This window comes from Bradyrhizobium sp. USDA 4451, assembly GCF_054822585.1.
Map to the genome: position 1 here is coordinate 6,424,051 of NZ_JBTRCH010000001.1, position 21,456 is coordinate 6,445,506.

Sequence of the window (21,456 nt, forward strand, 5' to 3'; positions counted from 1 at the left end):
AAAACACAACAGGGGTGCACAATGGGTGCAACAAAACTTGGTGCCATCGCCATCGGGCTGGCCGGGGCGCTCGCCGCCTCGCCGGCCTATTCGCAATCGGCCGGAGGCGGCAGCGACGCGGAGATCGTGCTGCTTAGGCAGCAGCTGAAGATGCTCGAGCAGAAGCTCGATAAACTTCAGAAGCAGACCAATGCCAACACGGCAACCGCAGCAAGCGCGAACGCCAACGCGAAGGCGGCCGATGCCAAGGCAACCGATGCGAAGGCCGCGCGCGTCGCAAGCGCCAACGCCGCGATCCCGGTGAAGGGCCCGGTCGCGCCGTCGGGCGTCGTGGTGACGATGCCGAACAACCGGCCGACGATCTGCACTGCGGACGAACAGAACTGCGTCGCGATCACCAGTCGCGTGCACTGGGATGTCGGCGGCTACGACTATCGCCCGAACACCGCAGCCACCTCGCCGCAGAAGCTCGACAGCGGCGAGAACGTGCGCCGCGCGCGCATCGGCATCGTCGGCAAATTCCTTGGCGACTGGAATTACGCGTTGATCTACGACTTCGGCGGCTCGTCCGACGGCTTCGGCGGCGCAGCCGCGGGATCGCTGCCCGGCGGCGGCACCTCCGGCATCGAGAACGCCTATCTGAGCTACACCGGCTTCAAGCCGTTCGGCGGCAAGATGGCGATCGAAGGCGGCATCATGGATATCCCGTGGACGCTGGACGAAGCCACCAGCTCCAACGACATCCTGTTCATGGAGCGCGCCTCGGTCGGCATCATCGCGCAGAACATCGCCGCCGGTGACTTCCGCTCCGGCGCCGGCACCCGCTGGTGGAACGACCAGCTCTGGATCGGCGGCTACGTCACCGGACCGACCACCGGCGCGATCCACTCCGCCTCGTCGGCCTCGCCGGCCGGCACCTCCGAGCAGTATGGCGGCATCGTCCGCGTCGCCGGCAATCCGATCAGCGGCAAGAACTATTCGGTGCATATCGGCGCCGACGCGGAATGGCTGGTGCAGCCGCCGCGCAACCAGCTGACGCAGGCGCAGACGCTCACGCTGAGCGACCGGCCCGAGCTGCGCATCGATCCGACGACGCTGATCTCGACCGGCGCGATCGCCAACGTCTCCGGCGCCCAGGTCTACGGCGTCGAGGCGGCGGCGACCTATGGCCCTTTGATCGCCCAGGGCGAGTACTACTGGTTCAACGTCGACCGCTCCGCGAATACCGGCCTGCCGCCGGTCGGCGCGCCGAGCTTGAAATTCGACGGCGGTTACGCGCAGGTCGGCTATGTATTGACCGGCGAGAACCACGCCTACAACGCGGCGACGGCCTCCTATAGCGGAATCAAGCCGCACGATCCGTTCTCGCTCGCCGGCGGCGGCATCGGCGCCTGGGAAATCGCCGGCCGCGTCAGCACCATGAACCTCAACGACCAGGTCGGCCAGGCGGTCGGCGTCGCGGGTGGACGGCAGACCGTCTACACCGCCGCGCTGAACTGGTACGTCAACAACAACGTCCGCTTCATGCTGAACTATCTGCACGGCGACGTCGCCAAGCAGGCCTCCGCGACGTCGAGCGCGGATGCCGGGTCGAAGTTCGACGCGGTCGCGCTGCGCACGCAGGTCGCGTTCTGAGGCAGTGTGATCTGTCGTCAATAAACAGACGGCCGGGGCATTGCTCCGGCCGTTTCGTTTTGGAGTGCTAAGCCGCGCGCTTCTTCTTCACCACGACCTCCGGCGCCGGCGCACAGGACAGCCGCTCCTGATGGCCCTCGCCCCAGGCTTTCAAAATATCGATCACCGGGCGCAGGCTCTCGCCGAGTTCGGACAGCGTGTATTCGACCCGCGGCGGCACCTCGGCATAGACCTTGCGGATCACGAGGCCGTCGTCCTCAAGCGCCCGCAGCTGCTTGGTCAGCATGCGTTGCGTGATGCCGGGCATCCGCCGCCGCAGCTCGCCGAAGCGCTGGGTGCCGGCCTGCAAATGATAGAGGATCACGCCCTTCCATTTGCCGTCGATCAGGTCGAGCGCCGCCTCGACCGCGCAGCCCGGCCGGCGGGCAAAATTCTTCCGTTTCATCGATATTTTCCCAATAGTATACAAACGGGGACTAGTTCCCTGATTTTACAGTACTTGCCAAAAGGACGCTAGCGCGACAGGTAAGTCGGCAGGCAATCGCCCATCACGGAGACCAACATGAAGGCCGTCGGATACCAGAAGTCGCTGCCGATCGAGGCGGCGGAGTCGCTCGTCGATTTCGAGATCGCCAAGCCCGAGCCGAAAGGACGCGACATCCGCGTCGCGGTGAAGGCGATCTCGGCCAACCCGGTCGACTACAAGGTGCGCAAGCGCGCGGCGCCGACCGACGGGAGCTACAAGATCCTCGGCTTCGACGCGGCCGGCGTGGTCGACGCCGTCGGGCCCGACGTGTCGCTGTTCAAGCCGGGCGACGAGGTGTTCTACGCGGGCTCGATCCAGCGCCAGGGCACCAATTCGGAATTTCACCTGGTCGACGAGCGCATCGTCGGCAACAAGCCGGCCTCGCTGTCGTTCGCGCAGGCCGCTGCCCTGCCGCTGACCTCGATCACCGCCTGGGAGCTGCTGTTCGACCGGCTCGGCGCCGTACCCGGCAAGAGCCTCGATCCGCGCACGCTGTTGATCATCGGCGGCGCCGGCGGCGTCGGCTCGATCCTGATCCAGCTTGCCCGCCGCCTCACCGGCCTCACCGTTGCCGCAACCGCGACGCGGCCGGAGTCGCAGAAGTGGTGCCGCGATCTCGGCGCGCATGCGGTGATCGATCACGCGCAGCCGATGAAGCAGCAGATCGAGACGTTGAAGCTGCCGCCGGTGGGACTCGTCGCCAGCCTCACCTTCACCGACCAGCACTACAAGTCGATCGCCGACTTCATCGCACCGCAAGGCAAGTTCGGCCTGATCGACGATCCCGCCGAATTCAACGTCGCCGTGTTCAAGGGCAAGGCGGTGTCGGTGCACTGGGAATCGATGTTCACGCGCTCCTCGTTCCAGACGCCGGACATGATCGCGCAGCATCACCTGCTCAACGACGTTGCCGATTTGATCGACAAGGGCGTGCTGCGCACCACGCTCGACCAGACCTTCGGCACCATCAACGCCGCCAACCTCAAGCGCGCCCACGCGCTGCTGGAGAGCGGCAAGTCGCGTGGCAAGATTGTGCTGGAGGGCTGGTAGCCCCCGCTGCGGTGGGTGGATTGGGCCTACTGCGTCATAGTTCTGCCTCCGTCATTGCGAGGAGCGATAGCGACGAAGCAATCCATCCAACCGCATTTGCGGGCAGATGGATTGCTTCGCGGAGCCTGTCATCCGGCGGCGCTTCGCGCCGACCGGGTGGCTCGCAATGACGGCTGGGCGGCAGGATCTGTGGAGAATCGGCTGCAGCGCGGTAAGCGCAGCCAACGCGCCCTACATGACTTCCCCACAGGCCTGCTTGTGGCTTTTGCCAAAGCCGCCGGCGCCTGTATGATTTGCGCAACGATCACCCCGTCTTCAATCCGGCCGATGCAAAGCGTGGCTGGAACGGTGGTGACGCTCACGGGGATGGGAGGAAACCGATGCGTTTGCTCACGGCCGATCCGTCGCGGATCGATCCGGAGTGGATGACGCGGGTGTTGCGCACGGCCGGTGCGATCGACCAGGTCAGGGTCACTGATCTCGTGTGCAATCCGGTCGGCAACGGCCTCGTGGGCGACAGCTATCGATTTCACCTGAGCTATGACGGTTGTGAGCCGAACGCGCCCTTAAGCGTGGTCGGCAAATTCCCGGCCGCAGATCCCGACAGCCGCCATTCCGGTTCCGCGCACACGCTTTACGTCCGCGAGGTCGCCTTCTATCGCGAGCTGGCAACGACCGTCGCGATTCACACCCCGCGGCCGATCCTCGCCGAAATCGATCCGGCCACCGACGATTTTACGCTGATCCTGGAAGATCTGGCCCCCGCGCGCCCGGGCGACCAGCTCGCCGGATGCACAATCGCGGACTGCCAGACCGCGATCCGTGAGGCCGCCGCGTTGCACGCGCCACGCTGGAACGATCCGACGCTCGATGCCGTGCAATGCTTCACGGTTGCTGCCAGCCGGCGCAGGGACCTGCGCGCGGTGCTGCCCGGCATCATCGGCCACTACAAGGAGCGCTATCGCGGCGTGATCGAGCCGGAATTCCTCGATCTGATCGATCGGCTTCCGGACGCGATCCCGCGCTATCAGGCCGATCGATCGGTGCCGCGAACCCTGCAACATGCGGACTTCCGGCTCGACAACATGCTGTTCGACGTGCGCGGCAACAGCCGTCCGATGGCGACGCTGGATTGGCAGACGCTGACGGTGGGGCCCGGGATCGTCGACGTCGCCTACTTCCTGTCGGCCGGAATCGATCCAGCCGAACGGCGATTGCATGAATCCGATCTGGTGCGGCTCTATCATTCCGAGCTGATCCGGCGCGGCGTGCGCGACTACGGCTGGGATCAATGCTGGCGGGATTACCGGCGCTACACGCTGCATGGCATCATGATGGGCGTGGTCTCGGCGCTCAGTGTGCAGCGCTCCGAGCGCGGCGACGCGCTGTTCCTGAAAATGACCCGCGGCGCCTGCGCGCAAGCGCTCGACCACGACAGTTTTGCATATTGGCAGGACTGAAGCGGTTCGCGTGAAGAAGCCGCGTCAAGACATCGAAAGGGATCGGCGTGCTCAACAAACTGGACGACTTCCCCATCCACCAGACGCCGGAGCCGATCGCGGTTCCCGCAACCAGCGACCGCAATGTCTATGACCGGACCTGGTTCAACGGCTACACCGCCGACGGCGCGTATTATTTCGGCATCGGGATTGCGATCTATCCGCACCGCAGGATTCTCGACTGCGCCTTCAGTGTCGTCGAGCGCGGCGGACGGCAGCACTGCTTCTACGGCTCGCGGCGCGCGCCGCTCGAGCGCACCGAGATGCAGGTCGGCCCGTTCCAGCTCGAGGTCATCGAGCCGATGCTGCGGACCCGCGTCGTGCTCGACGGCAATTCGACCCGGCCTATCCTGCGACTTGACCTTTTCCGCGCGCACGGCCGCGATCCAGGAAGCGCGCCAGACGCTGTGGTCGGGCGACCGCCGCGCGATGGATGCGACCCGGTTCGACCAGTTCGGCCGCTGGAGCGGCGTCATCCGCCACCCCGACGGCGAGATCAAGGTCGACGATCGCATCTGCTACGGCACCAAGGATCGCTCCTGGGGCGTGCGCAATGTCGGCGAACGCGACGTCGGCGGCGCGCCGATGCCGCTGCCGAGCGTGTTCTTCCTGTGGGCGCCGCTGGTCTGGGACGACCACATCTCGCACGCCATCTTCTTCGACGGCACGCAGGGCGAGGCGTTGGTCCGCGAGGGCATCACCGCGCCGCTCTACCGCAGCGAAGCCGAGATCCCCGGCGTGGTCGACGGGCTCGACCGCCGCATGGCGACCGCGCGGCATCGCGTCACCTATGTGCCAAAGACGCGGCTGGCGTGCTCGGCCGAAATCGACCTCGTCGACATCGATGGCCGCACCACGACCATCGCGCTCGATCCTATTCTCAAATTCCAGATGAAGGGCCTCGGCTATGGCCATCCGCAATGGGGCCAGGGCATGTGGAAGGGCGAGCTCGCGATCGGCGGCGAGTCGTTCGATCCCCTGGCGCTCGACCCGCTGGCCCGCGAGAACGTCCACGTGCAGCAGGTGGTGCGCGCCCGGCAGGGCGGCGAGACGGGAATCGGCGTGCTGGAGCAGATCTGCTTCGGCCCCTACCGTCCCGCGGGGTTCAGCGAATTTCTCGACGGCGCCAAAGGGTAGCTAAACCGGCGGCACGCCCTCGACTAACAGCAGCCGCCGCTCCAGCGCCGTCCGCCGATGCTTGAGTGCTTCCGCGTACTCCGCGGACGCGTACCATTCGCGCAGACGCGCCATCGTCGGAAATTCGACGATGATGATTGTCTTCGGCGGCGGACCGCCCTCCGCCAGTTCGGCGGCGCCGCCGCGCACGATGTAACGCCCGCCATACTGTTCGATGGTCTTCGCCGCCAGCGTGCGATAGACCTCGAACGCGGCAGCGTCCCGTATCTCGACTTCCGAGATCACATAGGCCGGCATGCGGCCTCACGCGATGGTATTGACGATGCCGCCTTCGGCGCGCAGCGCGGCGCCGTTGGTCGCGGACGCCTGCTTGGAGCAGACATAGACCACGAGGTTGGCGATCTCCTCGGTGCTGGCAAGGCGCTGCAACAGCGAGGTCGGCCGGTGCTGCTTGACGAAGTTGGAGGCCGCCTCCTCGACCGACTGCCCGTTCTGCCTGGCGAGGTCCTTGATGAACGTCTCGACGCCTTCCGACATGGTGGGTCCGGGCAGCACGGAGTTGGCGGTGACCGCGGTGCCCTTGGTCAGCTCGGCAAGCCCGCGCGCGATCGCAAGCTGCGCCGTCTTGGTCATGCCGTAGTGGATCATCTCGGTCGGGATGTTGAGGCCCGATTCCGAGGAGATGAAGACGATGCGGCCCCAGTTGCGCTTCAGCATGCCCTGCATGTAGCCGCGCGACAGCCGCACGCCCGACATCACATTGACGTCGTAGAAGCGGCTCCAGTCCTCATCGGGAATATCGAAGAAGCCCTTCGGCAAGATGCCGGCATTGTTGACGAGGATGTCGACCTCGGGCAGCGCCGCGAGCAGCGTCTTGCATCCCTCCGCGGTCGAGACGTCGGCGGCGATGCCGCGGACCTTGGCGCCGGGCACGGTCTTCGCGATCGCGGCGACCGCTGCATCGACCTTGGCCTGACCGCGGCCGTTGACCACGACCTCGGCGCCGGTTCCTGCCAGCCCCCTGGCGATGGCGTTGCCGATGCCCGCGGTCGAGCCGGTCACCAGCGCAGTCTTTCCGGAAAGGTCGATTTTCATGACTTCATCTCCATTGATGGTGACGGAGATATCGGGCGCGGCATGATGCATCGCAATTGCATCTCACCGACGCGTGAGGAACATGCCACAGCGAGGTCGTTCGTAAGCATCCGGTGAAGGCCCCGGTCGGTCTGCATTGAACTTGCTATCTCTAGCGATATCGGACGTCCTTGCAGTTATTCGTCGTCGTGAACGTGGCGGGCACTCGCTCCGGTCCCCAGATTGTGCGGCCAGCCTTTCGAGGTGCGAGGGCGAACGAGCGGTTTCGGTCCTCAAGGTACCGCGTGATCGCGGCTTGAGCATCAGTCACGGTGGCATAATCGCTATTATGGATGACTGCGCGCGCCATTCCACTGAACACTGACTCGATTACGTTTAGGAACTGCGCCTGCGCGGGCAGCGGTAGTATCTCGATGCGAGGCGCTCCGTCGTAGTCAGCCCAGCCGTTAAGGAACTCAATGTGGTTGACGAGCTGCTCGGATGAGTGCCATGGCGCAGCATCCCAGGAGAGGTAAATATGACGATAGGCGTTGTACTGGCGCCTCAACTGGTCGATCAGCTTGCAGGTCTCGGTGCTGTTCTTTCGATCAGAATAGAAGTGGGTAATTTGGTTGCGCGATAGTTCAAGCGCAGCTGTCACAATTAGTGTGCCTTTTGACTTCTGCCACTGGGGTACATGCCGAACCTTGCCAGGCGGCTGAAGAGCCTTGCCTCCACGCATCTTAACGGCAAAGGGCCCGAATTCGTCGATTGAGAAGAATGCTTCGTCCTCCTTGAGCTCTGAGAGCACCTTTTTGATCGCATCCACCCTCTCACTGTAGTGCGGATCTGAGCTAGTCAGCGTAACCCGCGCCTTCTTCCATTGATATCCCGCCTGCTTGATCACTGCGCTGAGGTTGTTCATCGTCGTCAACACTCCCTTCGCTCGCAGAGTGGAGTGGAGATCGACTAATCGCCATGTCGTCCGGTTGAAGCCACTATCACGAGGTGGCGTGTGCAGCAGAGCGAAAACGGCATCATTCAGCTCTTTGCCGGGTTGCAAATGGCGGCGCGCAATACGGTGTGGCCGAGAGCTTCGATCATCGAGACCGACTGACCCCTCTGAACGAAACCGCGCAACCCACTTGAAGATGGTCTTGGCGCTGACCTGGAAATCCCGGGCCACCGATGCAGGCTTCTCGCCGTTGATGACCCTTGAAACGATAAGAAAGCGGCAGCGCGGGCAGGTCTGAGCATTTGCGTGCACCTTCATGCCAGTGTCCTTCAAATTGAGATGGTCTGGCTAGATTGATCCAGACGGAGCGGCTGCACTATCAGGCTGCTTCGCGCGTGCGCTGCCTCCAGTTCCAAGGCAGGAGTTCGTGAACGCGCTTGGCTGGGTGATCTGGCAGGCGGGCCAGCACGTCGGCAAGCCAGGCCTGTGGATCGATGTCGTTGAGCTTGGCGGTGGCAATGAGGGTGTAGATGGCAGCAGCGCGCCGGCCACCCTCATCGGAGCCAGCGAAGGTCCAGTTCCTTCTTCCTACGGCGACCGCCCGTAGCTCACGCTCAGCAGCATTGTTCGACATGCAAAGCCGTCCGTCATCAAGGAAGCGGCTAAATGCATCCCAGCGGCTGAGGCAGTAATTGATCGCCTTGCTCGTGTCATTGCTCCTGGAGAGCTTGGGGCGCTGCTCGCGCAACCACGCCTCGAGCTCGACGATGAGAGGGCGGCTGCGCTCCCGGCGCACACGCAAACGCTCCTGCGGAGCAAGACCGTTGATCTCGCGCTCGATGGCGAACAGAACATCGATGCGCATGACCGCCTCGGCCGCGATCGGCGCCTTGCTGAGCCGTGCCAGATCAAAGAACTTGCGCCTGCCGTGCGTCCAGCATGCGGCCTCGATGATCGGGCCGCCCTTGCGATTGGCCTCGTAGAGCCTGCCGAAGCCGGCGTAGGCGTCGGCCTGCATCAGTCCGGCATAGCCCGCCAGATGCTGCTCCGGATGCGCACCGCCACGATCGGGCGAGTAGAAGAACACAGCCGCCGGCGGATCTGGGCCGGCAAATGGACGGTCGTCGCGCACGTAAGTCCAGAGCCGGCCGGTCCGGGTCTTGCCCTTGGCTAGGACCGGCACCGTAGTGTCATCCGCGTGGATGCGCTCGGCTGCGAAGACGTGGCTCCGGATCGCATCGACCAGAGGCATCAGGGTTGCCGCGGAGGCACCTACCCAGTCCGCGAGCGTCGATACGTCGAGATCGATGCCTTCACGCTGGTAGACGTCGCTCTGACGATGAAGCGGCAGGTGCAGGCCGTACTTGGCGAACAGGACATGGGCCAGCAGCTTGGGCCCTGCACGCCCGCGCGCAATCGGATGCGAGGGAGCTGGAGGCTGGGTGATCGCTTCGCAGGCCCGGCAGACGAGCTTCTCGCGCACGTGCTGGATCACCTTCCAATGGCGCGGAACGAGCTCCAGCGTCTCGGTCACGTCCTCGCCAATCTTGCGCAATCGGCTGTCGCCGCAGCATGGGCAGGTGGCCGGCACGGGATAGACAATGCGCTCCCGCGGCAAGTGCTCCGGCAGCGGCCGGCGGGCTGGCTTGCGGCGCTCGAACGATGGCACCGCAATCTTCTCGGCTGCCATCTGTGCCGCGGTCTCAGCTTGAGCCGCGTTCTCCTCCAGGTCGGCGAGCTGCAGCTCGAGCTGGTCCAGCAATGCGCCTCGCTCGGAGGACTGTCCGAACTGCTCGTGCCGGAGCTTCTTGATCGTGAGCTTGAGCTTCTCGATCAGCAATGTCCCCGCCTGGGCTTCCGCCTCCGCGGCCAGCCGGGCCGCTCGCTCGGCGCGCAGCATCGCCTGCAGCGTGGTCACATCGTCGCGAAGAGAATCATCGGCGCTCATCGCCGACCAGAGAATCACAAGACGCGATCTCTGTCCGAACCGCTGATCGTGCCACCGATTCAAATCCCAGCGATTAGCCCGCCGCCTGCGGTCGCCAGGTATGTTGCGGCATCCGCCAGTCGATACCCTCCAGCAGATAGCCAAGCTGGGCTGGGGTGATTGTCACCACGCCATCAGCCGACGACGGCCAGAGAAAGCGGCCGCGCTCCAGCCGCTTGGCGTAGAGCGACATGCCCAGCCCATCATGCCAAAGAATTTTGATCAGCTTGCCGCTTTTGCCACGGAACACATAGAGGTCGCCGCCGTGCGGGTCACGGTGCAAGGCTTCCTGCACCAGCAAGGCCAGCGAGTTCATGCCGCGACGCATATCAGTGTGGCCGGTCGCAATCCACACCCGCACGCGCGACGCAATGGGGATCATCACCGCTGCCCGTCAGCCAGCGCCGCGACCGCGGCCGTCAGCGTGGCCGCATCGACCGCACCCGTAATCCGCATCCGAGCCTTGGCCGCAAACTCGATCTCAATCGTCCCGCCGTCAGCCGGCCCGACTGGACAGGACGCTACCTCTGAGTCCGGAACTACCCTCGCTGGCACGAACCCGATTTGTTGCCCGGTCGTGTCCTTCTCGGGCCGAAACAACTGCCGCCATTGCAGCAGCAATGAGCGAGAAATACCATATCGCCGTGCTGTCGCGGTCACCTGGCGCGGTGCCTGTAAGCTCTCCAGGACGATCCTGAGCTTCTCATCCTCGGACCAACGTCGTCGCCGACCTGTCTCGACCACTTCGAGGCGTCCGACTTGGGTGCTGACCTTATCACTGTCCATAAGGACAGTTCTCAACACCGCGCCTCATTCGGCAAGGCGGCCGTCACCGGACGCATACGGTCGTTCTGGCGAAGGCCAGGACCCATTACCACCGCCTTCGATGGTGAGCGGGAACGTGGCCCCAGCCTCTGCAACAATGAGCTGTTGGGGTTATGGGTCCCCTGAGTTCACAAACGAAGTGCAACACTTCCTTGAGGAGGTGTTGCGATGGGGCGGAGTTACGAGCAGCTATCCCTGGACGAGCGATGCGAGATTGCCCGGCTTTCAGCCAATGGCAGCTCGGTGCGGCAAATCGCGGCAGCTCTGGATCGCTCGCCATCAACGATCTCTCGGGAGCTGAACCGCAATTCTGGCGCCCAGGTCGGCTACAAACCCAGCTATGCCCAGCAACAGATGCGAGCGCGGCGCTGGACGGGCGTACGCCTCGAACGGGAGCCCGGCCTGCGCCGCGCGGTCTTGGAGCGCCTTGGTCGGGGCTGGTCGCCCGAGCAGGTCGCGGGCCGGCTGGCCCGCGAACACGGCCGCAAGGTGATCTCCCACGAGACCATCTACCGCTTCATATACGCCCAGATCCGGCGCACCTCGGACTTCAGCTGGCGGCGTTATCTGCCACGCGGCAAGAGCAAACGCGGCTACCGCGGCAAGAAGGGCGGCAGTCCCGCAAGCTTCATAGAAGGCCGTGTTTCCTTGAACAAACGGCCTATCGAGGCCGCCGATCGCAATGCCCCCGGTCATTGGGAAGCCGACCTGATGATGTTCTCCAAATACGGTCAGGCGATCCTGACCGTGCACGAGCGCACCTCGCGCCTGCTGCTCGGCATCCGCATCGCCAGCAAGCTCGCGCGCGGTATCGCCCGTCATCTCGTCCGCTTGTTTGCTGCCTTGCCGGAAGGCCTGTGCCAGACCGTTACCTTCGACAATGGGACCGAGTTCGCCTGTCACCTGGAGCTGCACCGCCTCGCGATCGAGACCTTCTTCTGCGATCCGCACGCGCCCTGGCAGAAGGGCGGCATCGAGAATGCGATCGGTCGGATGCGCCGCTTCATTCCACGCAAAACCGATCTCGCGACCTTCCCGACGCGCCGCCTCCGCCAGTCGATCAACGCCTACAACAACACCCCGCGCAAATGCCTTGACTTCCAAACCCCTCTCGAGGCCTTCTCTCAAGTGTTGCACTTCGAGTGTGAATCCACCTCCTGGCCTTCGCCAGGACGACCGCGGGGAGAGAGCCATTTCTCCTGACCAAACAAAAACGGCGCCCGAAGGCGCCGCTTTCAAACCTTGGCTCGTAGACCGGCTTACGCCGCCTCGGCTTCCTTGTCCTGGGTGGGACCCGAGTCCTGGCCCTTGGCGTCGACGTCGCGATCGACGAACTCGATCACGGCCATCGCGGCGTTGTCGCCGTAGCGGAAGCCGGCCTTGATGATGCGGGTGTAGCCGCCCTGGCGGTCCTTGTAGCGGGTCGCCAGCGTGTCGAACAGCTTCTTGACCTGGTCGAGGTCGCGCAGCTCCGAGATCGCCTGGCGGCGCAGCGACAGCCCGCCCTTCTTGCCGAGGGTGACGAGCTTCTCGACGATCGGCCGCAGCTCCTTGGCCTTCGGCAGCGTGGTGACGATCTGCTCGTGCTTGATCAGCGCGGCCGCCATGTTGGCGAACATCGCACGCCGGTGCTCGGCGGTGCGGTTGAGTTTCCGATGAACCTTGCCGTGACGCATTGACTTCTTCCTTCTTCAATTCTGTCGCGTTGGTTCAGCGACAAGTGCAGGTGGGCATCCCGCGTTCGCCCAAGACAGCGAATAGCGAATGGCGAGTAGCGAATGGTGTTCTATTCGCTATTCGCCACTCCCAATTCGCTCAGTAATGATCCTCGAAGCGCTTGGCGAGCTCGTCGATGTTCTCCGGCGGCCAGCCCGGCACTTCCATGCCGAGGTGCAGACCCATCTGGGCCAGCACTTCCTTGATCTCGTTCAGCGACTTGCGGCCGAAGTTCGGGGTGCGGAGCATTTCCGCTTCCGACTTCTGCACGAGGTCGCCGATGTAGACGATGTTGTCGTTCTTCAGGCAGTTTGCCGAACGCACCGACAGCTCGAGCTCGTCGACCTTCTTGAGGAACGCCGGGTTGAACGCGAGATCGGGGATGATCTCCTGCGTGACTTCCTTGCGCGGCTCTTCGAAGTTGACGAACACGTTGAGCTGATCCTGCAGGATGCGCGCAGCGTAAGCCACCGCGTCCTCCGGCGTGATCGCGCCGTTGGTCTCGATCGTCATGGTCAGCTTGTCGTAGTCGAGGATCTGGCCCTCACGGGTGTTCTCGACCTTGTAGGACACCTTGCGGACCGGCGAGAACAGGCTGTCGACCGGGATCAGGCCGATCGGCGCATCCTCGGGCCGATTGCGCTCGGCGGCGACGTAGCCCTTGCCGGTCGTGACCGTGAACTCCATGCGGATCTCGGCGCCGTCGTCCAGCGTGCAGAGCTGGAGGTCGGGGTTGAGCACGGTGACGTCGCCGACGGTCTGGATGTCGCCGGCGGTGACGGCGCCCGGGCCCTGCTTCTTCACGACCATGCGCTTCGGGCCTTCGCCCTGCATCTTGATCGAGATGTCCTTGATGTTGAGCACGATGTCGGTGACGTCTTCACGGACACCGGCGATCGAGGAGAACTCGTGCAGCACGCCATCGATGTGCACCGACTGCACCGCGGCGCCCTGCAGCGAGGACAGCAGGATGCGGCGCAGCGCGTTGCCGAGCGTCTGGCCGAAGCCACGCTCGAGCGGCTCGGCGACCACGGTGGCGAACCGGCTCGCGTCCGAGCCCGGCGTCACCTGCAGCTTGTTCGGTCGAATGAGTTCTTGCCAATTTTTCTGGATCGTCACTTTTTCACCCTTTGCCGGTCGTTCGGGCCACGCGAATGGCCGAACCTGGCGTTGGAGATCGCGGATCAGTCCGCGCGGTCAATTCCAAAAACCATCGCAGGGCGGCCAAGGGCCGCCCGCGACTTACAGATCAAACGCGCCGACGCTTGCGCGGACGGCAGCCATTGTGCGGGATCGTGGTCACGTCGCGGATCGAGGTGACGGTGAAGCCCGCAGCCTGCAGCGCGCGCAGCGCCGACTCACGGCCCGAACCCGGGCCGGCCACTTCAACCTCCAGCGTGCGCATGCCGTGTTCCTGCGCTTTCTTGGAGACGTCTTCGGCCGCGACCTGCGCGGCATAGGGGGTCGACTTGCGCGAGCCCTTGAAGCCCATCGTGCCGGCCGACGACCAGGCGATGGTGTTGCCCTGCGCGTCGGTGATGGTGATGGTCGTGTTGTTGAACGACGAATTCACGTGCGCGATGCCGGAGGCGATGTTCTTGCGTTCGCGGCGGCGTACGCGGGTGGCTTCCTTGCCCATTTCAAACCTTTCCTGTGATCTCAACGCCGCCGTAGTGCCAGCGGCTACACCTCAAAACGCAAATGGCGAGTAGCGAATTTCGATTCGCTACCCCCCACCTGCAATTCGCAAAACTTACTTCTTCTTGCCGGCGATCGCCTTGGCCGGCCCCTTGCGCGTGCGCGCATTGGTGTGGGTGCGCTGGCCGCGCACCGGCAGACCGCGGCGGTGACGCAGGCCGCGATAGCAGCCGAGGTCCATCAGCCGCTTGATGTTGATGCCGACCTCGCGACGGAGGTCGCCCTCGACCAGATAGTCGCGGTCGATGACTTCGCGGATCTGGAGGACCTCCTGGTCGGTCAACTGATTGACGCGACGGTCCACCGGGATCTTCACCTTCTCCATGATGTCGGCCGCGTTCTTCTGGCCGATGCCATGGATGTACTGAAGCGCGATCAGCACGCGCTTGTTGGTCGGAATGTTGACGCCGGCAATACGGGCCACGGACTTCTCTCCTGTCGCCGCTCCATCACGGATACGGGCTTCTCAAGTTCTTGCTACTTGCGGGCTTGTGTCCACAAACGCGAACACGACGCCCACCCCTCATGTCCTTTGGGGCCCGGCATCGTCATAAAACTATCCACTTGGATGCGGGGCTTATTAAAGGATTCATGTCGGTTTCGTCAACCGCTCCTAGCGTTTAGCTCGCTTTTTCGTGAGCTTTTTTGCGGCCTTTTTGGCGGTCTTTGCCCCCTTCCGGGCGTTCGCCGCGCGAGCGGCCTTCTTTGGGGCTTTCTTGGCAGCCTTCCCGGCAGCCTTCTTGGCCGCTTTGGCCTTGGAGGGCGCCTTGGCGGCCTTCCGAGCAGGCTTTGCGGCTTTTTGGGCCGCTTTGGCTGCCTTCTTGGCCGGTTTCTTCGCTGTCTTCTTCACCGTCTTGGCGGCCTTCTTGGCCGCCTTGGGGGCATGATCCTCGTGTTCCCGCGGTTCCAGCGCGCCGAGCGCGGTCAGGATCCGGTTGATCTCGCGGGTGACGTGCTCGATGGTCATCATGCCATCGACCGTCAAAAGCTTCCGCCGCTCCGAGTAATAGTGAATCAGCGGCTCCGTCAGCGAGCGGTACTGCGCCAGCCGCTTGGTCAGCACTTCCGGCGTGTCGTCGAGGCGGACTTCCTCGCCGCGGGCGCGGGTCTCTTCGGCACGCTTCTCGACGCGGGCGAGCAGCGCGCTCTCGTTGACGCGCAGCTCGACGACGGCATCGAGCTTGAGGTGCTTCTTCCGCAGCAGCTCGTCCAGGGCCTCGGCCTGCGGCACGGTGCGCGGGAAACCGTCCAGGATGAAACCCTTCTTGGCGTCGGGCTCCTCGATCCGGTCGGCGATGATTCCCACCACCACCTCGTCGGGCACCAGGCCGCCATTGGCCATGATCTCCTTGGCCTGCAAGCCGACCGGGGTGCCTGCGGCAACCGCTGCGCGCAGCATCTCGCCGGTCGAGAGCTGAACGATGCCGTGCCGGTGCACCAGCCGCTGCGCCTGGGTTCCCTTGCCCGAGCCCGGCGGCCCCAAAAGGATCAATCTCATATCTGTTTCGCCCCCCGGCTAGGTGGGCGACGTCCGCACACCTGTGTTTTGAGTTTGGCGCCGCGCCGCGATCAGCGGCGGCGGCCTCCCCTGAGCTTCGACTTCCTGATCAGCCCTTCATACTGATGAGCGAGCAGATAGCCCTGCACCTGCGACACCGTATCCATCGTCACGCTGACGACGATCAGGAGCGAGGTGCCGCCAAAGTAGAACGGGACCGAAGCGTAGGAAATCAGAATTTCGGGAATCAGGCAGACGATCGCCAGATAGATCGCACCGAGCACCGTGATGCGCGACAACACGTAGTCGATGTATTCCGCGGTGCGCTCACCGGGCCGGATGCCCGGGATGAAGCCGCCATGCTTCTTGAGATTGTCCGCGGTCTCGGTCGGATTGAACACGATCGCGGTGTAGAAGAAGGCGAAGAACACGATCAGCGCCAGATAGAGCAGCAGGAACAGCGGACGGCCGTGGCTGAGCTGGGTGGTGAGCCACTGGAACCACTCCGGACCCTTGCCGGCGTTGAAGTTCGCAACCGTGGTCGGCAGCAACAGCAGCGACGAGGCGAAGATCGGCGGAATCACGCCGGAGGTGTTGAGCTTGAGCGGCAGATGCGAGGACTGGCCCTCGAACATCTTGTTGCCGACCTGGCGCTTCGGATACTGGATCAGCAGCCGGCGCTGGGCGCGTTCCATGAACACGATGAAGGCGATCACCGCGACCGCCATCACGATGACGATCAGGATCAGGCCGGTCGACATCGCGCCCTGGCGGCCCAGTTCCAGCATGTTGGCGAGCGCCGACGGCAGCTCGGCGACGATGCCGGACAGGATGATCAGCGAGATGCCGTTGCCGATGCCGCGCGAGGTGATCTGCTCGCCGAGCCACATCAGGAACATGGTGCCGCCGGTCAGCGTGATCGCGGTCGAAATCCGGAAGAACATGCCGGGGTCGCTGACGACATTGCCGGCGCCTTCGAGGCCGATCGCGATGCCGTAGGACTGGAACAGCGCCAGGATCACCGTCAGATAGCGGGTGTACTGGTTCAGCGTCTTGCGGCCCGCCTCGCCTTCCTTCTTCAGCGCCTCGAGCTGCGGCGACACCGTGGTCAACAGCTGCACGATGATCGATGCCGAGATGTACGGCATGATGTTGAGCGCGAAGATCGCCATGCGGTGGATGCCGCCGCCGGCGAACATGTTGAACATGCCGAGGATGCCGCCGGACTGGCTGCGGAACACCTGCTCCCAGATGTTGGGATCGATGCCCGGCAGCGGGATGTAGGTGCCCAGCCGATAAACAAGCAGCGCACCCAGCGTGAACCAGATGCGCTTCTTCAGCTCGTCGGCTTTCGCCAGAGATCCGAAATTGAGGTTGGCGGCAAGTTGTTCGGCTGCTGAGACCATGTTCGGCTTTCTCCCGGAGCCCCCTATGCCGACCGCCCCGAGAACTCGTTCTGTTGGGGTGGTCGGCAGACACCGGACATTATCTGGTGCTCGGCCTCGATAAGTCCATCATTCGATCTGCGGATTGCCCGCGCAGGCCGCGGGCAATGACGCAGATGTTACGCGGCTTCGCCTTCTTCCTTGGCGGGGGCCAGGATCTTGACCGAGCCGCCGGCCTTCTCGACCGCGGCAATGGCCGACTTGGAAGCGCCGTGCACTTCGATGGTCAGCTTGGCCTTGATTTCGCCGCGGCCGAGCAGCCGCAGGCCGTCCTTGGCGCGGCGCAGCACGCCGGCCTTGACCAGCGTCTCGACGTTCACCGTCGCGCCCGCATCGACCAGCTTGTTGTCGATCGCTTCCTGCAGACGGTCGAGATTGATCTCGGCGAAGTCGAGCCGGAAGATGTTGTTGAAGCCGCGCTTCGGCAGACGGCGATGCATCGGCATCTGGCCGCCTTCGAAACCCTTGATGCGGACGCCCGAACGCGCGGTCTGGCCCTTGCCGCCGCGGCCCGAGGTCTTGCCCTTGCCGGAACCGATGCCACGGCCGACACGCATGCGCTTCTTGCGCGAGCCGGCGTTGTCGGCGATATCGCTGAGCTTCATCGCCCTTCTCCTTATCTCTGCTTACTCGCCGACGACGCGGACGAGATGCTGAACCTTGCTGATCATGCCGCGAACTTCAGGGGTGTCCTGCAGCTCGGCAACCCGGCCGATCTTGTTGAGCTTGAGGCCGATCAGCGTCGAACGCTGCGAGTGATGGCGGCGGATCGCGCTGCCGGTCTGCTCGACCTTGATCGTCTTGCTGGCCTTGGCCATCGTCTTGAACTCCAGAAAGCGCTGGTCGCGCAGGGTTATTCCGCCACCGCTTCAGCGTCGCCGCCGACGCGGCGCGACTGCAGGGTGGAGACCTTGATGTTGCGGCGCGCAGCCACCGAGCGCGGCGAATCCTGATGCTTCAGCGCGTCGAAGGTCGCGCGAACCATGTTGTAGGGATTCGACGAGCCGATCGACTTCGCCACCACGTCCTGGATGCCGAGCGTCTCGAACACCGCGCGCATCGGGCCGCCGGCGATGATGCCGGTACCGGCCGGAGCGGCACGCAGATAGACGCGGCCGGCGCCATGACGGCCGGCGATGTCGTGATGCAGCGTGCGGCCTTCGCGCAGCGCGACGCGCGTCAGGTTGCGCTTCGCCGATTCGGTCGCCTTGCGGATCGCTTCCGGCACTTCGCGCGCCTTGCCGTGGCCGAAACCGACCCGGCCCTTCTGATCGCCGATCACGACCAGCGCCGCAAAGCCGAAGCGCTTGCCGCCCTTGACGACCTTCGCCACGCGATTGATGTGGACGAGCTTGTCGACGAACTCGCTGTCGCGCTCCTCGCGCTCCCTGCTCCGTTCGCGTCCGCCGCGTTCGCGTTCACCTGCCATGGTGTTTTCCAATCTCTAGGAGGCCCGAAGCCTCTTTCCTTGTAATCGTTCGATTCGTTTAGAAGCTCAATCCGCCTTCACGCGCCGCATCCGCGAGCGCCTTGACGCGCCCGTGATAGATGTAGGCGCCGCGATCGAACACGACTTCCTTGACACCCTTCTGCGCCGCGCGCTCGGCGAGCAGCTTGCCGACCGCCTTCGCCGCATCGATGTCGGCGCCGGTCTTGCCGGCGTCGCGCATGGTCTTCTCCAGCGACGAGGCGGACGCCAGCGTCTCGCCCTTCTGGTCGTCGATGACCTGGGCGTAGATGTGCTTGGACGAGCGGAACACCGACAGCCGCGGACGGCCGCCAGCCGAGCGGCGAATTGCAAGGCGCACGCGCTGCTTGCGCCGGGCATTCGTAACCTTGAGTGACATGACCGGCTCCGTTACTTCTTCTTGCCTTCCTTGCGGAAGATGAATTCGTTGGCGTACTTCACGCCCTTGCCCTTGTAGGGCTCCGGCGGACGGTAGGCGCGGATCTCGGCGGCGACCTGGCCGACGCGCTGCGGATCGTTGCCGGTGATCGTGATCTCGTGTCGGCTTCGGCACCGCGATGGTGATGCCTTCCGGGATCGCGTAGACCACGTCGTGGCTGTAGCCGAGCGCGAGCTGCAGGTTCTTGCCCTGCATCGCGGCGCGGTAGCCGACGCCGGTGATCTCGAGCTTCTTCTCGAAGCCCTTGGTGACGCCCTCGACGAGGTTGGCGACCTGCGCGCGCGCGGTGCCGTACATCGCCTGCGCGCGGTTGGTCTTGACGCGCGGAGCGACCTTGACCTGGCCGTTCTCGAACTTCACCTCGACGTCGTCATGCACGACGAACTGAAGCTGGCCCTTCGGCCCCTTCACCTTCACCGTCTGGCCCTCGACGGTCGCCGTCACACCCGACGGGATCGCCACCGGCCGCTTGCCGATACGTGACATCGTAAAATCCTTCCTCAGAACACCGTGAAGAGAACTTCGCCGCCCACGTTGGCGTCGCGCGCCTCGTGGTCAGCCATGATCCCCTTCGGCGTCGACAACACCGAAATGCCGAGACCGTTGTTCACGCGCGGCAGGTTCTTCACCGAGGCGTAAACGCGGCGGCCCGGCTTCGACACCCGCTCGATCTCGCGGATGACGGGCTCGCCGTCGAAATACTTCAGCTCGATCTCGAGCTCGCTGCGGCCCGAGGCATGCTCGACGCTGGCGTAGCCGCGGATGTAACCCTCGGACTTCAGCACTTCGAGCACGTTGGCGCGCATCTTCGAGCCCGGGCTCGAGACCTTGGACTTCGAACGCATCTGCGCGTTGCGGATGCGGGTGATGAGATCGCTGATCGGATCGTGCGTAGACATGGTTCCGACCCTCCCCTTACCAGCTCGACTTCACGAGGCCGGGAACCAGGCCCTTGGAGCCGAGTTCACGCAGCGCGATGCGCGAGAGCTTGTTCTTGCGATAGTTCGAGCGCGGACGCCCGGTCAGCTCGCAACGGTTGCGGATCCGCGTCGGCGACGAGTTGCGCGGCATCTCGGCGAGCTTCAGCGTCGCCGCGAAGCGCTCTTCCATCGGCTTGGTCTTGTCGGCGATGATCGTCTTCAGCTTCTCGCGGCGCGGGCCGGCGTTCTTCGCCATCCGCTTGCGCCGGTTGTTCTTCTCGACTGAACTCTTCTTTGCCATGCTTGGCTCCTGGGTATCCGCGTTTGAGTGGCTTTGGCTCAGCTACTCACTGCCGGAACGGGAAATTGAAAGCGGTCAACAAGGCGCGCGCCTCGTCGTCGGTCTTGGCGGTGGTGCAGACCGTGATGTCCATGCCACGCGCTTCCGAGACCTTGTCGAAGTCGATCTCGGGGAAAATGATGTGCTCCTTGATGCCGAGCGAATAGTTGCCGCGGCCGTCGAAGCTCTTCGGGTTCAGGCCGCGGAAGTCGCGGACGCGGGGCAGCGCCACGTTGACCAGGCGGTCGATGAACTCGTACATATGGGCCTTGCGCAGCGTGACCTTGCAGCCGATCGGCTGGTTCTCACGCAGCTTGAAGGTCGCGATCGCGATCCGCGAATAGGTCACGATCGCCTTCTGGCCGGCGATCTGGGTCAGCTCGGCGGCGGCGGTCTCGGCCTTCTTGCGGTCGTTGACGGAATCGCCAACGCCCATGTTCAGCACGACCTTGTCGAGCCGCGGCACCTGCATCACGTTGGCATAACCGAACTTCTCGGTCATCATGCCGCGGATCTTCTTGTCGTACTCCGTGCGCAGGCGCGGAATGTAAGCGGTATCAGCCATCGATCTCTGCTCCCGAGCTCTTGGCAACACGAACCTTCTTGCCATCGGCCTGAATCTTGAACCCAATGCGGGTCGGCTTGCCGTCCTTGCCGACATACGCAATGTTGGACAGGTGGATCGGCGCCTCCTTGGAGATGATGCCGCCTTCCTGGGTCTGGCTCTGCTTCTGGTGACGCTTCACCATGTTGATGCCGCGAACCAGAGCCTTGTTCTCATCCGGACGCACTTCGAACACCTCGCCGGTGCGACCCTTGTCGCGGCCGGTGAGCACCATCACCTTGTCGCCCTTGCGGATCTTGGCAGCCATCACAGCACCTCCGGCGCGAGCGAAATGATCTTCATGTGGTTCTTGGCGCGCAGCTCGCGCGGCACCGGCCCGAAGATACGGGTGCCGACCGGCTCGGACTGATTGTTGATCAGCACGGCGGCGTTGCGGTCGAAACGGATCACCGAACCGTCGGCGCGGCGGATGTCCTTGCGGACCCGGACCACGACGGCCTTCATCACGTCGCCCTTCTTCACCTTGCCACGCGGAATGGCTTCCTTGATCGACACAACGATAACGTCGCCCACGGTGGCATAGCGGCGCTTGGAACCTCCAAGAACCTTGATGCACATGACACGGCGTGCGCCAGAATTATCGGCCACGTCGAGGTTGGTCTGCATCTGAATCATTGAT

At 64.0% G+C, this 21,456-nt stretch carries 27 protein-coding genes and 1 pseudogene; 5 read left to right on the forward strand and 23 right to left on the reverse strand.

What is annotated here, in order from left to right:
• Nucleotides 1-21: 21 nt before the first annotated feature.
• Nucleotides 22-1,635 carry an OprO/OprP family phosphate-selective porin gene (locus tag ACVMB0_RS29860; RefSeq protein ID WP_461348529.1) on the forward strand — a complete coding sequence of 538 codons (1,614 nt, stop codon included), beginning with the start codon at nucleotides 22-24 and terminating at the stop codon, nucleotides 1,633-1,635.
• Nucleotides 1,636-1,702: 67 nt separating this feature from the next.
• On the opposite strand, the gene ACVMB0_RS29865 is transcribed toward ACVMB0_RS29860, so the two are convergent.
• Entirely contained in the window at nucleotides 1,703-2,080 is a 378-nt protein-coding gene (locus tag ACVMB0_RS29865) for a winged helix-turn-helix transcriptional regulator (RefSeq protein WP_021081638.1), read from the reverse strand.
• A 117-nt stretch (nucleotides 2,081-2,197) separates the two neighbouring features.
• Here ACVMB0_RS29865 and ACVMB0_RS29870 point away from each other — a divergent pair, with 117 nt between their 5' ends.
• The 3 genes from ACVMB0_RS29870 (at nucleotide 2,198) to ACVMB0_RS29880 (ending at nucleotide 5,847) form a co-directional block, all read left to right on the forward strand.
• Complete coding sequence (locus ACVMB0_RS29870) at nucleotides 2,198-3,211, forward strand: zinc-binding alcohol dehydrogenase family protein (RefSeq protein ID WP_461348530.1); 1,014 nt, start codon at nucleotides 2,198-2,200, stop codon at nucleotides 3,209-3,211.
• Between the two features lie 380 nt (nucleotides 3,212-3,591).
• Complete coding sequence (locus ACVMB0_RS29875) at nucleotides 3,592-4,671, forward strand: phosphotransferase family protein (RefSeq protein WP_461348531.1); 1,080 nt, start codon at nucleotides 3,592-3,594, stop codon at nucleotides 4,669-4,671.
• A gap of 396 nt (nucleotides 4,672-5,067) precedes the next feature.
• Entirely contained in the window at nucleotides 5,068-5,847 is a 780-nt protein-coding gene (locus ACVMB0_RS29880) for a hypothetical protein (RefSeq protein WP_461348532.1), read from the forward strand.
• Here ACVMB0_RS29880 and ACVMB0_RS29885 read toward each other — a convergent pair whose 3' ends face one another.
• The 6 genes from ACVMB0_RS29885 to tnpA all read right to left on the reverse strand — a co-directional run bounded on the left by ACVMB0_RS29885 (nucleotide 5,848) and on the right by tnpA (nucleotide 10,649).
• The gene (locus ACVMB0_RS29885; RefSeq protein WP_461348533.1) at nucleotides 5,848-6,144 is read right to left on the reverse strand and encodes a DUF1330 domain-containing protein; all 297 of its coding nucleotides are present in this window, start codon (nucleotides 6,142-6,144) and stop codon (nucleotides 5,848-5,850) included.
• 6 nt (nucleotides 6,145-6,150) lie between these two features.
• Complete coding sequence (locus ACVMB0_RS29890; protein ID WP_461348534.1) at nucleotides 6,151-6,942, reverse strand: SDR family NAD(P)-dependent oxidoreductase; 792 nt, start codon at nucleotides 6,940-6,942, stop codon at nucleotides 6,151-6,153.
• A 151-nt stretch (nucleotides 6,943-7,093) separates the two neighbouring features.
• On the reverse strand, nucleotides 7,094-8,194 hold the full coding sequence (locus ACVMB0_RS29895; RefSeq protein ID WP_461348535.1) for an IS630 family transposase: 1,101 nt from the start codon (nucleotides 8,192-8,194) through the stop codon (nucleotides 7,094-7,096).
• Nucleotides 8,195-8,255: 61 nt separating this feature from the next.
• The gene (gene tnpC / locus ACVMB0_RS29900; protein WP_461349734.1) at nucleotides 8,256-9,824 is read right to left on the reverse strand and encodes an IS66 family transposase; all 1,569 of its coding nucleotides are present in this window, start codon (nucleotides 9,822-9,824) and stop codon (nucleotides 8,256-8,258) included.
• 73 nt (nucleotides 9,825-9,897) lie between these two features.
• Nucleotides 9,898-10,245 (reverse strand): IS66 family insertion sequence element accessory protein TnpB, encoded by a 348-nt coding sequence (gene tnpB / locus ACVMB0_RS29905; RefSeq protein WP_461348536.1) that lies wholly within the window; start codon nucleotides 10,243-10,245, stop codon nucleotides 9,898-9,900.
• Nucleotides 10,245-10,649, reverse strand: coding sequence for an IS66-like element accessory protein TnpA (gene tnpA / locus ACVMB0_RS29910; RefSeq protein ID WP_461348537.1), 405 nt, complete (start codon nucleotides 10,647-10,649; stop codon nucleotides 10,245-10,247). Before tnpA ends, tnpB begins: the two co-directional genes overlap by 1 nt.
• Before the next feature lie 207 nt (nucleotides 10,650-10,856).
• Between tnpA and ACVMB0_RS29915 the strand changes: the two genes are divergently transcribed.
• Nucleotides 10,857-11,891, forward strand: coding sequence for an IS30 family transposase (locus ACVMB0_RS29915; protein ID WP_461348538.1), 1,035 nt, complete (start codon nucleotides 10,857-10,859; stop codon nucleotides 11,889-11,891).
• A 56-nt stretch (nucleotides 11,892-11,947) separates the two neighbouring features.
• On the opposite strand, the gene rplQ is transcribed toward ACVMB0_RS29915, so the two are convergent.
• The 16 genes and pseudogenes from rplQ to rplN form a co-directional block, all read right to left on the reverse strand.
• Nucleotides 11,948-12,364, reverse strand: a complete 417-nt coding sequence (rplQ, locus tag ACVMB0_RS29920; RefSeq protein WP_244070897.1) for a 50S ribosomal protein L17 — start codon at nucleotides 12,362-12,364, stop codon at nucleotides 11,948-11,950.
• A gap of 139 nt (nucleotides 12,365-12,503) precedes the next feature.
• Nucleotides 12,504-13,523: a DNA-directed RNA polymerase subunit alpha gene (locus ACVMB0_RS29925; RefSeq protein ID WP_018272129.1), complete on the reverse strand. Its 1,020-nt coding sequence runs from the start codon at nucleotides 13,521-13,523 to the stop codon at nucleotides 12,504-12,506.
• A gap of 130 nt (nucleotides 13,524-13,653) precedes the next feature.
• Nucleotides 13,654-14,043 (reverse strand): 30S ribosomal protein S11, encoded by a 390-nt coding sequence (gene rpsK, locus ACVMB0_RS29930; protein WP_006021048.1) that lies wholly within the window; start codon nucleotides 14,041-14,043, stop codon nucleotides 13,654-13,656.
• Between the two features lie 114 nt (nucleotides 14,044-14,157).
• Entirely contained in the window at nucleotides 14,158-14,526 is a 369-nt protein-coding gene (gene rpsM, locus ACVMB0_RS29935) for a 30S ribosomal protein S13 (RefSeq protein WP_016843766.1), read from the reverse strand.
• A 189-nt stretch (nucleotides 14,527-14,715) separates the two neighbouring features.
• The gene (locus ACVMB0_RS29940; RefSeq protein WP_461348539.1) at nucleotides 14,716-15,600 is read right to left on the reverse strand and encodes an adenylate kinase; all 885 of its coding nucleotides are present in this window, start codon (nucleotides 15,598-15,600) and stop codon (nucleotides 14,716-14,718) included.
• 71 nt (nucleotides 15,601-15,671) lie between these two features.
• The gene (secY, locus tag ACVMB0_RS29945; protein WP_456754201.1) at nucleotides 15,672-17,006 is read right to left on the reverse strand and encodes a preprotein translocase subunit SecY; all 1,335 of its coding nucleotides are present in this window, start codon (nucleotides 17,004-17,006) and stop codon (nucleotides 15,672-15,674) included.
• Nucleotides 17,007-17,164: 158 nt separating this feature from the next.
• Nucleotides 17,165-17,650, reverse strand: a complete 486-nt coding sequence (gene rplO / locus ACVMB0_RS29950; protein ID WP_456797929.1) for a 50S ribosomal protein L15 — start codon at nucleotides 17,648-17,650, stop codon at nucleotides 17,165-17,167.
• 21 nt (nucleotides 17,651-17,671) lie between these two features.
• Nucleotides 17,672-17,863 carry a 50S ribosomal protein L30 gene (gene rpmD / locus ACVMB0_RS29955; protein WP_024578582.1) on the reverse strand — a complete coding sequence of 64 codons (192 nt, stop codon included), beginning with the start codon at nucleotides 17,861-17,863 and terminating at the stop codon, nucleotides 17,672-17,674.
• 35 nt (nucleotides 17,864-17,898) lie between these two features.
• Nucleotides 17,899-18,474, reverse strand: coding sequence for a 30S ribosomal protein S5 (gene rpsE / locus ACVMB0_RS29960; RefSeq protein WP_139862949.1), 576 nt, complete (start codon nucleotides 18,472-18,474; stop codon nucleotides 17,899-17,901).
• Nucleotides 18,475-18,532: 58 nt separating this feature from the next.
• Nucleotides 18,533-18,892 (reverse strand): 50S ribosomal protein L18, encoded by a 360-nt coding sequence (gene rplR, locus ACVMB0_RS29965; protein WP_456754199.1) that lies wholly within the window; start codon nucleotides 18,890-18,892, stop codon nucleotides 18,533-18,535.
• Nucleotides 18,893-18,903: 11 nt separating this feature from the next.
• A pseudogene (gene rplF, locus ACVMB0_RS29970) lies at nucleotides 18,904-19,438 on the reverse strand (50S ribosomal protein L6).
• Between the two features lie 14 nt (nucleotides 19,439-19,452).
• Nucleotides 19,453-19,851: a 30S ribosomal protein S8 gene (gene rpsH / locus ACVMB0_RS29975; RefSeq protein WP_021081651.1), complete on the reverse strand. Its 399-nt coding sequence runs from the start codon at nucleotides 19,849-19,851 to the stop codon at nucleotides 19,453-19,455.
• Nucleotides 19,852-19,867: 16 nt separating this feature from the next.
• Nucleotides 19,868-20,173, reverse strand: a complete 306-nt coding sequence (gene rpsN, locus ACVMB0_RS29980) for a 30S ribosomal protein S14 (RefSeq protein WP_461348540.1) — start codon at nucleotides 20,171-20,173, stop codon at nucleotides 19,868-19,870.
• Nucleotides 20,174-20,219: 46 nt separating this feature from the next.
• Complete coding sequence (gene rplE, locus ACVMB0_RS29985) at nucleotides 20,220-20,777, reverse strand: 50S ribosomal protein L5 (protein ID WP_106318314.1); 558 nt, start codon at nucleotides 20,775-20,777, stop codon at nucleotides 20,220-20,222.
• Entirely contained in the window at nucleotides 20,770-21,084 is a 315-nt protein-coding gene (rplX, locus tag ACVMB0_RS29990) for a 50S ribosomal protein L24 (protein ID WP_456754198.1), read from the reverse strand. The genes rplE and rplX overlap by 8 nt, the downstream gene beginning before the upstream one ends.
• On the reverse strand, nucleotides 21,084-21,452 hold the full coding sequence (rplN, locus tag ACVMB0_RS29995) for a 50S ribosomal protein L14 (RefSeq protein ID WP_011473865.1): 369 nt from the start codon (nucleotides 21,450-21,452) through the stop codon (nucleotides 21,084-21,086). Before rplN ends, rplX begins: the two co-directional genes overlap by 1 nt.
• Between the last annotated feature and the right edge of the window lie 4 nt (nucleotides 21,453-21,456).